Below are 12346 nucleotides of genomic sequence, written 5' to 3'. Positions count from 1 at the left end.
AATACTAAACAGTTTCATGTTGTGACGGAGCACTTATAAATGTGTTGTTTAAATGCTCAGGTTTCATAGCAGTTCTGCTGTCCCCAAAATAACGAATATTTCTGTTTAAAAGAATTACACGATCAAAATATTCATCAGTTTTTGATAAGTCATGATGTACAATGAGCAGTAATTTTCCGGATTCTTTTAGAATTCGTAATTGTGACATAATGATTTGTTCACTGTGAAAGTCAATGCCAACAAAAGGTTCATCTAATAAATATAATGAGCTATCAGTCATTAAAGCACGAGCTACTAGCACACGTTGTAGTTGTCCACCACTCAGTTCTGAAATTTGTCGATGACGTAAATCTTTTAACTCTAAGGTATCCATTAATTGATTTAATCTTTGTTTGGTTTCGGAATTTACCCATTTAAACCACCCTATATCCTTATATGCACCTGACATGACTACATGTTCCACATTGATAGGAAAATCTAGATCAATATGCGCTTTTTGTGGGATATAAGTTATAGATTTCAAATCATTTTGTATGGGATTACCATTTAATTGGGCTTTGCCTGTCGATTTAAATTCTCCGATAAGAGATTTAATTAAAGATGATTTCCCAGCTCCATTAGGACCCATAATTCCAATTATTTCACCATTAATAGGAATGGGTAAATTAATATTTTGTAGCACATGTTTATTTCCTAATGTAAGGTTTAAATTCTCAATTTCTAACATTTTCACCCTCCTTAATAATAATTTTAGGATAACCTAATTTAATTTATAATATACCATGAACTTTTAGCGTGTCAAGTCGATTCGTGATACAATAAGATGAATCGACTTGAGAGGTGAGATAATGCTAACTGAAGAAAAGGAAGATTATTTAAAAGCAATTTTAACGCATGATGGTGACCATTCTTTCGTTTCAAATAAAACACTTTCCCAATATTTAAACATTAAACCGCCCTCTGTAAGTGAAATGGTTAATCGTTTGGAAAAGTCGGGATATGTAGAAACAAAACCTTATAAAGGTGTGAAACTTTCTGAAACTGGTTTAACTTATACTTTAGATATAATTAAACGTCATCGTTTATTAGAGTTATTTTTAATAAAAATTTTGCAATATAATTGGGAAGAAGTGCATCAAGAAGCAGAGGTATTAGAGCATAGAGTATCTCATTTGTTTGTTGATCGTTTAGATAAATTATTGGATTACCCAATCACGTGTCCTCATGGGGGCGTGATACCAAGAGAAAATCAATATAAAGAACTATACACAACGAATCTATTGTCTTTTGAAACTGGTGATATAGTAACAATTAAAAGAGTTCGAGATAGAACGGACTTATTAATTTACTTATCAAGTAAAGCAATTTTAATAGACGAGCAAATAGAGATTATCAATAGAGATGATACCAACAAAGTGATTATTGTTAAAAAAGGTGATCAAGTTACGGTATTAAGTTATGATAACGCTGCACATATTTATGCAGAAAAATGATGGTGCAAATTGAACTTTGACATATACTGTACTCAAAAAAGCACCTTCATTTTATGAAGTTGTTTAGACGATCGATAATGACAAAATCCCTCCAAAGTAATCATTAAAAAATGAAAACTTTGGAGGGATTTTTATTTGTATATTTTATGGATGCACTTTCCTTGTTTCTTATGCATGATATCAGTAATTACAATGACACTGTTGTACTATTTCAGTAACCAATCTAACTAGGTTTTAGGTTGTAAAATAAGCATGAATTAATTGGTAAATAGTAAATAAATTGGTGGCTATCCAAATGGTACTAAAAACGAATGTAGGTATATACGTTAGTGATTTTAGAGTTGAGCCATCCCAAGTCACTGATTGGTGTGAAAATGTTAGTTTAAAAATGGTCCATGACGATTGGATAACTTCGCCTAAAAGTACACCTAGAATGAAATGATAAGTGATTGCTACAATGTAAAACATCATGAGTTGATTATCGCTTTGGAACAAGAAATAAAGCAAAGCAAATAACAATATTACAATGATAATTGGTAATAGTTTTCTGGAAGTTAATATTAAAAAATATATGAAAATGATTAAGTAGGCCGTAATAAATAAACTAGGGTATTGTGAATCTAATGCCCAAAAACCAATAAATAACATTAGTGGTGGCATAACATATCCGCCAAAAGTGGTTATGGCTTGTCCTAGACGTGATTTTGATTGAGTAATAGCGAAACCTTGTTGAGAAGTTTCGATACGTTCTGCAGGTGAGGAAACAATCACCAAATCTTTAGCTTTGCCGCCACTTATTTTATTAAATAAGATATGTCCGAATTCATGTGTTAATACAGGGATGTAATTTAAGTAAATATCTAAAATTTGGTTTATTGGTTTGTTGCGATAAGAATGAATCAATACATATATTAAAGCTATAAACACGACCCAGTATAAATTGAGTTGTATTACAGAGCTAAAAAATGATTGTAAATATGACATAATATAACCTCGATTTTAATTTTCAATAACCGCTTTTATAGAAAGTGAAAACAGTCATAGCGCAATATTAAGTATAAAGTAAATTTTGAAATAAAGCATTTGGACTTTGGATGTAGATTTAGAATATAAAGATGATTAGTACTGATTTATATTATATGGATGAATCATAATATGTTAATATAACAAGCATAAACTATAATGATAAAGCGCTATAATTGAGTTAGGAGATTCCAAAACATGACGGAAAGCAACAAAGAAAATAAAGTAAATGTGTTATCTGTTTATTTTGATAACGTTACGCTAGAGGAAATGCAAGACAATATTAAACAATTTTTCTTAACATCAAGTTCTAGAAATTTATTTATTGTAACTGCAAATCCTGAAATTGTAGATTATGCTACGGAGAATGAGAACTATAGAAATTTAATAAACCGTGCAGATTATGTAGTGCCGGATGGGACCGGCGTCGTTAAAGCCGCGAGAATCCTTAATACGCCTTTAAAAGCCAGAGTTCCAGGTATTGAATTGATGGAAGCATGTTTAAAAATTGCCAATGTAAATCAGCAAAAAGTATTTCTACTAGGTGCTGAAAATGACGTTGTTAAAACAGCGCAACATAAACTAGCTGAAAAATACCCTAATATTATTTTTGATTACCACCATGGGTTCTTTGATTTAGCAGATGAGATGGTATTAAAACAAGTTACTTCTTTTGATCCGGATTATGTGTTTGTTGGTATGGGCTATCCAAGACAAGAACAATGGATAGAACGTCACTCAGATCAATTTAATCAAGCGCTGTTAATGGGGGTAGGTGGCTCAATCGAAGTATTCAGTGGCGCAAAAAAACGAGCGCCTATGGTATTTAGGAAGTTAAATATTGAGTGGATTTATCGCTTGTTAATTGATTGGAAGCGTATAGGGAGAATGAAATCAATACCTAAATTTTTATTTAAAGTAGCTAAAGTTAAATTTAAAAAATAGGGAAAAAAGGATTAGAACAGAGATATAATTTATTTTAAAAATATTTTCTCATCTTTTCCCATAAAATGATTAAGGCTGAGACAAAGTTTAATTGTCTCAGCCTTTTCTGTCATATGCTCAGTTAAAACATTACATATGATTTATTTAGTTGTTATTAACATTTTACATTATCTTTAAAGTGTGGGGTTACGTGTGGATATTAATTTAATCTAAGATAATACATTTCTATGAAGTAGAATTTCTGATATATCTGGTATTAATTAGTCATTACTTACCTTTATTACTCTTGTAACTAGCACTTGAAATTTGACCGCCAGAAACAATTACATCTTTATCTTGGAACGGTTCATTGTTAAAGAAGCGATTTAAAATATCTTTAACGCCTTCTTCAATACGTTCTTGTGCTTCTAAAGTCATACCAGAATAATGCACTGTCATTGCATTTCTAGGCATAGTTCTCCATGAATGATCAGATGGTGCTGGCTGTGGATACCATACATCTCCAGCATATCCTTGAATGTGTTTTGCAGTTAAAAGTTCTACTAAATCATTTGTATTAACAATCTTACCGCGTGCAGTATTTACTAGATAACTACCAACTTTCATACGGCTTAATACATGATAATCAAATAAATTATCTGTATCTGGTGTTAGAGGTGCATGTATTGTAATTGCATCGCTAGTAGAAACAAGTTCATCAAAATTAACAAATTTAGAATCTTTGTTGTCTTTTTGGTTGATAGGATCATAATGTTGAATTTTGACGTTAAATGGTGCAAGTCTTTCAGCGACAAGTTGACCAATTCTACCAAAACCGAAAATACCTATTGTTTTATTTTGTAATTCGTGTGCGTGGTTCCCAACTTTAGATAAGTTCCACTCACCGTTAACAGACTGGCGATGTCCTTCTTCGTAGTTACGTAACAAAATGAGAAGGTCCATAACTGCATGTTCAGCTACACTAACGGTATTACTACCAGTTACTTCAACTACGCCGATATTGTTTTCACTGGCAGCTTGTAAATCTACGTGATCAGAACCTACACCAGCAGTAATCGCTAATTTTAAGTTTGGTGATTTTTCTATACGTTCTTTTGTCATATATGCTGGATAGAAGGGCGCGCTAATTACAACGTCCATATCTGATAAATGCTTGTCTAAGTCTGCGTTATTATCTGTTAATATAACAAGTTCGTGTCCTTTTTCTTCTAAAAAGGGAATTAAACCGATTGCTTTCTCAGTGTTTAATAATTGGTTTTCTTGTCCTTCTATATATTCTGGGAATAATGCTACAATTTTCATAATATACACTCCTAATATTTTTTTATTGAGTTATTTCTATGATGAAAAGCACTTATTACATTAGTGATTCATTTTTAAATTGAATCAAAAAAAATACTTGATGGATTTGTATAAACCACCTCCTTGAATGTTAATACGTTCAGTGAGGGGAGTAACAAATACAGCACCAAGTACTTTTTGACAATCCCTTTAATATATAACTTTTTATTATTTACACAATACATTGTATGCATTAGTAACTTATAAAAAGTTGAAGTAAAATTATAAATGATAATGATATAGTTAGTTTTTAAAATCTATTCAATATTTTGATCGAAAACAAATATAGAAACAACTTCGTCGTCTTCTAAAGAGAGGTCGGTAAATAGTTTAACGAATTTTGCTCCGACTAGTTCTTCCATTTCAGTTGGTGGACTTTGTTTATATAATGTTTTTACTTCTTCAGTCCTTCCATATTTAAGCATACTCTCTAAATCCTTATTACGCAAATAAAGATTTTCAACTTTGCTTAAACTACCGGTCATGTGAACTACGGCCCAATTGTCTTTAAAGAAAACTTTAACAGTCTCTGGCCCCTTGCCGATATAAGTTTTTCTATAAGCACGAACTAAATTAGCGAATGCCTGGGTTTTATTATTTTTTTCTATGATATTCACCCCATTTGCTAAATAATATTTATTATTATAGACACATAAATATATGATAACGCTTTTACTTTACTTTGAAAAGTGCTTTGTTTGTAATTCATTAACTCAAAAGTTTAAAAATATAAAAAGACCTAGCACTGAATATAAAATCAATGCTAGGGTATTTATCACGTTGTGTATTATTTTACGACAAATCTAGAATTGTCTAAATCACTTCTGAATTTCTTTTGTTCTGTTTTAGAACGTTTTTTAAAGTCGTTTAAGAATTTTTCATATTCAGGTAAGACTTCATCTAATTCACCAAATTGTTTCAGTTTGCCAGCTTCTATCCAAGCAATCTTAGTGCAGAATTCTCGTACTTGTTTCATATTATGACTCACAAAGAATATGGTTTTACCTTGTTCTTTGTATTCAAAAATTTTATCTAAACATTTTTGAGCGAAAGTTTGGTCACCAACGGATAAAGCTTCGTCAATAACAAGGATATCTGGATTGGTTGTAATGTTAATTGAGAAGCCTAATTTAGCGCGCATACCACTAGAATATTTTTTAACAGGTTGGTATATGAATTCTCCTAATTCACTGAATTCAATAACTTTAGGTGTTAATTCTTTGATTTGTTTTCTAGTGAATCCCATGCATAACATTTTGAACTCGATATTTTCAATGCCTGTTAGTTGTCCATTTAGTCCTGCGTTAATCGCAATCACACTTACATCGCCATCACGCTTAATACCACCATCAGTAGGAGATAGAGATCCACCAATCATATTACTTAAGGTAGATTTTCCTGAACCGTTGATACCAACTAATCCAATCACATCGCCTTCATACGCTTTTAAAGACAAGTTATCTAAGGCGTAAAATGTTTTGTTTTTATGAAAAGGGAGTAATACATCCTTTAAACGTTCTTTGTTATTACGATAAATTCGATACTCTTTAGTTACATTTTCAATGTTAACGGATACATTCATAATTTTACCTTCCTTGTTTACAGATAGTACTATTATATTATACATTATATTAGTTGTTAAATTTATAAACCTATTGTAAAGTAAGTGAGTATAATTTAACGGAATTAATGCTTATACAGTTGTTAAATTTTACTGAATAAAAATTATAAAATCAACTATAACGACAAAATTAAAAATATATAAAGTGCGATAGCTATTATTTAGACTTATATCAACAATTATTTCATTATTTAGTATACAAAAGATTCAACTTTTTAACACTTTTTTAAATAACTATTTCCGAAAGTTACTGAAAGTTGTTATGATAGTTAATAAAGCGTATATTGAAATTGAATATAATAGTGTCATAAGTAAATTGTGATAAGCAAATCGATTGAAAGTGTGGTTTATTTAAATGAATGCAGTATGGGTAGTATTTAGAGAGCATTTTAAAAATTTCTATCTAATACAAAGACTAGCACAGTTCCAAGTGAAGATTTCTAATACAAATAACTATCTCGGTATGGCTTGGGAGTTAATTAATCCAGCTATGCAAATCATGGTTTATTGGTTTGTATTTGGTCTTGGTATTAGAAGTAACGATCCTATAGATGGTGTACCATTTATTTACTGGTTACTCGTAGGTATCAGTATGTGGTTCTTTGTTAACCAAGGAATTTTGGAAGGTACTAAATCAATAGCAACGAAGTATAACCAAGTAGCGAAGATGAATTTTCCGTTGTCAATCATACCTTCTTACATAGTAATGAGTAGGTTTTACGGTCACCTTGCACTACTTATTGTAGTCATTTTATTGTGTATGTTGGCAGGTTACTATCCAACGATATACACGTTGCAACTTTTCTTATATGTACCATTTGCATTAATATTAACAACTGCAATAGCGTTGTTTACATCAACGTTAGGAGTGCTTGTAAAGGATACGCAACAGGCAATTCAAGCGCTCATGAGAATGGTATTCTTTGCATCATCTATTTTAATTGTGCCTCCAGAAGGCATTGTAAAAGAAGTAATGAAATTGAATCCAATATATTATCTAGCTGAAGCCTATCGTTCTGCTGTGTTACATAAAGAGTGGTATTTTATAACGCATTGGGAATTGACTTTGTATAATCTATTAATCATTCTGTTCTTATTTATAGTAGGTTCAATTATGCATATGCGCTATAGAGATCATTTTGCAGACTTTATGTAATGAGAATATTGGAATGAATATGTTTGAATAATGTTGTAGTGGGAGTAGGGCAGAAATCAATTTTTTGAAAATGATTTCTACATCTACTCCCGTTTTTTTATTTTCTTCTAAATTAAAAGTTGTTAAATAGGGTGGTGCTTATAGTTAACGTTTTGTTACAGAACTGGTACGATACTTAAATAACATAAAACTTTAGCTGGTAAACATAAATTTTAAAATTATGTGCGTTTATAGATGCATTAAAATATGTTGTTAAGATGCGTTGATGTTATATCAAAAAAAGGTTTTTCTATAATTTTTTATGTAGGATATATATAATAAAAGCTAAGGTAGTTAATAATTAACGGCGGTGAAATGTATTGAGACAAATTATAAAAAAGCTTTATATCATTATTATTAGCTTTTTGAATATGATATATCGAAAGAAAAAAGTGCATAGTGACCAAATTGTGGTGATGATGACTTTTGCTGAAGATGTGTTACCTATTATTGAAGCGTTACACCGTAAAGGATATAAGCTGACAGTTATTGGTACAGAAAAAAATCGTAAATATATCCAACATATAGAGAATACAGTGTTTTTACCTGCAGGAAATAAACAAGTATTTAAGCATATCAAAGCGTTGAGTAGCGCAAAGGTGATTGTGATAGATACTTATTATCTGATAATGGGTGGATTTAAGAAGAAAAAACAGCAAACGGTCGTACAAACATGGCACGCAGCAGGTGCATTGAAAAATTTCGGATTTACAGATAGACAAGTTGACTTATCAAATAGCAAAATAGTTCAACAATATAAAAAAGTTTATGACGCAACAGATAAGTATATTATTGGTGGTGAACCAATGGCGGACTGCTTTAAAGAATCATTTGGAGCAAATGAAGAACAATTTTTAAGAACCGGATTGCCGAGGTTGGTACCATACGCGAGGTTGGATGTTGAACAAAGACAACATGAATTGAAACAACAATATGCGATAAATGGCAAAGTAGCTGCTTATGTCCCTACCTATCGAGAACACAAGCAGGCTAACCGTGTGATAGATAAACAGAAATTCGAAGCAAAGTTACCTGAGTATACATTATTGAGCAAATTACATCCTTCCATTGCTACAGAGCAACAGACAACAATTAACTTGCAATCGTTAATGATATTAGCAGACGTGATTATAAGTGATTACAGTTCACTAGCAATTGAAGCGAGCATCTTACAGAAACCCACACTTTTTTATGTTTATGATGAAGCAGATTATAATCGTACCCGTGGATTGAATGTATTTTATGAAAAAATACCGGAGGCATATAAGGCATATAGTGAGGATGAATTAATGCATAAGTTACATGAAAAAAGTTATGCGCCAGCGCTATTGTTTGAAGATTGGCATGAATATAATACGAAAGATAGTTTGACGCGTATCATTAATGAAATTGAAAAGATGGTGAAAAAATGAAAATTTCAATAATTATTCCTGTATATAATGCAGAAAAAACAATTCGTAGAGCAATTGCATCGATTGATACAAAGCAAAATTATGAAATTATATGCATCAATGATGGTTCGGAAGATGGTAGTAAGTTTGTATTAGAACAATTGCAAAAAGAATATAAAAATATAACGATTATCAACCAAGAAAACCAAGGTGCGGCAGCTAGCAGAAATGTTGGTATTGCTAATATGTCAGGCGACGTTTTTATGTTTTTAGATGCTGACGATGAATTCTTACCTAGTAGAATAGATTTTATGGCTGATTATTATCAACGAGATGAAAATGTAGATATTGTTATCGGACAAATTGCAAGAGAACACAATGGCGACTGGCAAACCATTTATTCTCACGAAGTAATCAAGAAATTAGATACTGTAAATATTGCTCAATGTCCTGAAGTGATGCAATCAATTGGTCCCGGAGCAAAAATGTTTAGCGCAAAATTTGCTGATTTAAGATTCGATGAAGATGTTGTTTTTTGTGAAGAACATACTTTTATTATCCAAGCATACAAAAAAGCGCGTGATATTCAATTATTGCCAGATATCGTTTATGGCTACAATGAGCAGGCTGGTTCAATAACTGATCAACTTGCGAATCAATTTGTATCTTATATGCGTGATGCAGAAAAAGTTAGAGCACGTGTAATGGATACATTATTGCTAAGAGAAGCAAGAGTCTATTATAGTTACCGTATGGATGAATTGATTGTAAGTTATCTGATCCAAGCATATGTCGGACAGCATAAAACCGTTACACAACAAATGTTAGATCTTGTTATCTCATATATTAAAGAAATGCAAAAAACAGATTATGCTGGTGAAGCATTATTTAGAATAATTAAAGTGATTGAACAAGGTAGTGTAAAATGGAATAAAACTTTATATTATCAGTGGAGAGATGCATTGTTAAGCGTTGGTATTGGGAGACCTAATTATTATCGTTTTAAAGTGGAAGTGCTACCGAGACGCGCAAAATTTAGAAGTAAAATGAAATTAAAACAAATTTTGAAAAGATGAAAATTATCAGAATTCGTAAACTAAGATTTAATATGCTATAATTTTTAAAAATGTAAATATTAAATTAATATTTTGTTAAGGAGCATATGCTAATGAAACGAGTTATTACTTATGGAACATATGATTTATTGCATTATGGCCATATTGAATTATTAAGAAGAGCGAGAGAAATGGGCGATTATTTAGTCGTTGCACTCTCAACAGATGAATTTAATCGTGTTAAAAATAAAAAATCTTATTATAACTATGAACAGAGAAAAATGATGTTAGAATCAATTAGATATGTCGATCTTGTTATCCCTGAAAGTGGTTGGGGACAAAAAGAAATTGATGTTGATCGATATGAGATAGATACATTTGTTATGGGTCACGATTGGGAAGGCGAATTCGACTTCTTAAAGGATAAATGTGAAGTCATTTATCTAAATCGTACTGAAGGTATCTCTACGACTAAAATTAAAAAAGAACTTTATGGTGATAATGAGAAATAGCTTTGCTGTTTTATAAATTATTTATTGTGAAGTGTTTTGAGAAGTTAGGTTACAGGAATTTGGGATCGATACCCATTGATGTAATCTAGCTTCTTTTTGTTATTGTTTGTTCATTTACGATTAAGACATGTATTTAGTATGAACTGTTTAAAGGTTTTATTTAGAAGCGGTTAGGAAACAAGCGGATATTTAATGGTAATTTATTTTTCTTATTGATTCATTTAGTTTTGTTATTAAGAAAAGAGGATGTGAAAATAAAATCAAAATTCGATTTCATCTTCACATCCTCAATATGTTTGAGCAGTTACTACCTAGTTAAGGGTAGTAGTTATATTAAGTTCGTTTTGCGTTAGTATAATTTTAATTGAAAAGGAGCAGTGCTTAACAATGTAACCATCACTTGAATGATTGTTATTTCTTTTTATTTGATTTTTTTCGGATTAAATCAATGATTAGATAAATAATGATTGCGATTGCTGCAATAATGAGTATTGTACCTAATAAAGTTAATATAGGATGCTCATCCCAAGATGATTTTACAACTGTTGTTGCTTGATGCACGAGTGGCTTGTTGACGTCAACTGAAGGTGGACCATATTTACTACTAATAAACTCACGGTCATATTCAATGTGTGCTTTGTCATCTTCAATTACCACTTTATAGTCTTTTTTATCAAAATCTTTTGGTAATACGTCGTAGAGATCTTTTTCTACAAAATATGTTTTCCCATTAATTTTTTGTTCGCCTTTTGACAATACTTTTTCATATTTATACTGATCGAAAGACATGTTCATTAAAGCATTACCAATCATATTACGTTGCTTTTCTCCACCAAGTTTATCGTAATTACCTGCACCCATAATAGCTTGGTTAATTCTAAAACCATTACGTTTCGTTGTTATTGTATGGTTATAGTCAGCAACATCGCTTGAGCCTGTTTTTAAGCCGTCAGTTCCTTCCAAACTCATATCTGCACCTTCAAGCGAATGGTTAAAAGTATAATATGTAACACCGTGTTGTGTAGGTGCTAGTTGCTTAGTGAAATCTAATATTTTCGGGGTGTCTTGAACGGCACGTTGCGAAAGTATACCGAAGTCTTTGGCAGTAGATATATTATCATTCTCATTTTTATACTTTTTAGGAACAAAGTCACGAAGTTGGTGATTTTCTGCACCTGTTGGATTTACAAAATGCGTATTTTTCATTCCTAATGCTTTTGCTTTTTTATTCATTTTATCGGTGAAGTCAGAAAAATTGCCTGAGACTTCTTTTCCTAAAATGAGTGCAGCTGCATTACTTGAGTTTGATACCGTGATTTGAAGTAATTCTTTAATAGTATACGTTTCGCCAGGGTATAACTTGGTATTGCTTAATTCTGGTAAGGTAGACATACGGTAGTGTGTATCCGTAATTTTTACTTTATCGTTTAAAGATAACTCGCCTTTATTGACCGCATCAAGCGTAAGATACATGGTCATAAGCTTGGTCATTGAAGCGGGGTACCACTTTTTATTCATATTGTATTGATAAAGTAGCTGACCTGTTTGTGCAACATTTACTGCACCCTCAGGTTGATAAGATTCAGATACATTATAACCATATTGATTTGCTGCTTGTGTAGGTGTGACAGTTTCAGCTTCAGCAAAGGGTGTTATAATTGTACCAGCGAAGAGTACAGTTATAAATGTCAAAATTAACTTTCTCATAATTACATTCCCTCTTAATATTTTGAGTTTTATTGCAATAGAAGTATTTTAGCATATTGTAAA

At 31.5% G+C, this 12346-nt stretch carries 12 protein-coding genes; 6 read left to right on the top strand and 6 right to left on the bottom strand.

Going from position 1 to position 12346, the window contains the following annotated elements:
• Nucleotides 1-4: 4 nt before the first annotated feature.
• A complete protein-coding gene (locus LG295_RS11380) occupies nt 5-727 on the bottom strand; it encodes a metal ABC transporter ATP-binding protein (RefSeq protein ID WP_107558115.1) in 723 nt (240 codons plus the stop codon).
• 121 nt (nt 728-848) lie between these two features.
• On the opposite strand from LG295_RS11380, the gene LG295_RS11375 reads away from it, so the two are divergent.
• Nucleotides 849-1493 (top strand): metal-dependent transcriptional regulator, encoded by a 645-nt coding sequence (locus LG295_RS11375; RefSeq protein ID WP_017722623.1) that lies wholly within the window; start codon nt 849-851, stop codon nt 1491-1493.
• Nucleotides 1494-1727: 234 nt separating this feature from the next.
• Here LG295_RS11375 and LG295_RS11370 read toward each other — a convergent pair whose 3' ends face one another.
• On the bottom strand, nt 1728-2477 hold the full coding sequence (locus tag LG295_RS11370) for a M50 family metallopeptidase (protein WP_107558116.1): 750 nt from the start codon (nt 2475-2477) through the stop codon (nt 1728-1730).
• A 237-nt stretch (nt 2478-2714) separates the two neighbouring features.
• On the opposite strand from LG295_RS11370, the gene tarA reads away from it, so the two are divergent.
• Entirely contained in the window at nt 2715-3461 is a 747-nt protein-coding gene (tarA, locus tag LG295_RS11365; RefSeq protein ID WP_107529829.1) for an N-acetylglucosaminyldiphosphoundecaprenol N-acetyl-beta-D-mannosaminyltransferase TarA, read from the top strand.
• Nucleotides 3462-3728: 267 nt separating this feature from the next.
• Here tarA and LG295_RS11360 read toward each other — a convergent pair whose 3' ends face one another.
• The 3 genes from LG295_RS11360 to tagH form a co-directional block, all read right to left on the bottom strand.
• Nucleotides 3729-4763: an NAD-dependent formate dehydrogenase gene (locus LG295_RS11360; RefSeq protein WP_107529830.1), complete on the bottom strand. Its 1035-nt coding sequence runs from the start codon at nt 4761-4763 to the stop codon at nt 3729-3731.
• A gap of 296 nt (nt 4764-5059) precedes the next feature.
• Nucleotides 5060-5419, bottom strand: coding sequence for a DUF2294 domain-containing protein (locus tag LG295_RS11355; RefSeq protein WP_107529831.1), 360 nt, complete (start codon nt 5417-5419; stop codon nt 5060-5062).
• Between the two features lie 170 nt (nt 5420-5589).
• Nucleotides 5590-6384, bottom strand: coding sequence for a teichoic acids export ABC transporter ATP-binding subunit TagH (gene tagH, locus LG295_RS11350; protein ID WP_107558117.1), 795 nt, complete (start codon nt 6382-6384; stop codon nt 5590-5592).
• 394 nt (nt 6385-6778) lie between these two features.
• Here tagH and LG295_RS11345 point away from each other — a divergent pair, with 394 nt between their 5' ends.
• The 4 genes from LG295_RS11345 to tagD all read left to right on the top strand — a co-directional run bounded on the left by LG295_RS11345 (nt 6779) and on the right by tagD (nt 10576).
• On the top strand, nt 6779-7579 hold the full coding sequence (locus LG295_RS11345) for an ABC transporter permease (protein ID WP_107529833.1): 801 nt from the start codon (nt 6779-6781) through the stop codon (nt 7577-7579).
• Between the two features lie 359 nt (nt 7580-7938).
• A complete protein-coding gene (tarB, locus tag LG295_RS11340; protein ID WP_107558118.1) occupies nt 7939-9030 on the top strand; it encodes a teichoic acid glycerol-phosphate primase TarB in 1092 nt (363 codons plus the stop codon).
• The gene (locus LG295_RS11335; protein ID WP_107529835.1) at nt 9027-10085 is read left to right on the top strand and encodes a glycosyltransferase family 2 protein; all 1059 of its coding nucleotides are present in this window, start codon (nt 9027-9029) and stop codon (nt 10083-10085) included. The genes tarB and LG295_RS11335 overlap by 4 nt, the downstream gene beginning before the upstream one ends.
• Before the next feature lie 92 nt (nt 10086-10177).
• On the top strand, nt 10178-10576 hold the full coding sequence (tagD, locus tag LG295_RS11330; protein ID WP_017722614.1) for a glycerol-3-phosphate cytidylyltransferase: 399 nt from the start codon (nt 10178-10180) through the stop codon (nt 10574-10576).
• Between the two features lie 411 nt (nt 10577-10987).
• On the opposite strand, the gene pbp4 is transcribed toward tagD, so the two are convergent.
• A complete protein-coding gene (gene pbp4 / locus LG295_RS11325; RefSeq protein ID WP_318833095.1) occupies nt 10988-12283 on the bottom strand; it encodes a penicillin-binding protein PBP4 in 1296 nt (431 codons plus the stop codon).
• Nucleotides 12284-12346: the final 63 nt, after the last annotated feature.

The organism is Staphylococcus pseudoxylosus (assembly GCF_044794325.1).
Classification (GTDB): Bacteria; Bacillota; Bacilli; order Staphylococcales; family Staphylococcaceae; genus Staphylococcus; species Staphylococcus pseudoxylosus.
Note: the sequence above shows the minus strand (reverse complement) of the source record. Positions and strands in the feature narration are given on the sequence as shown.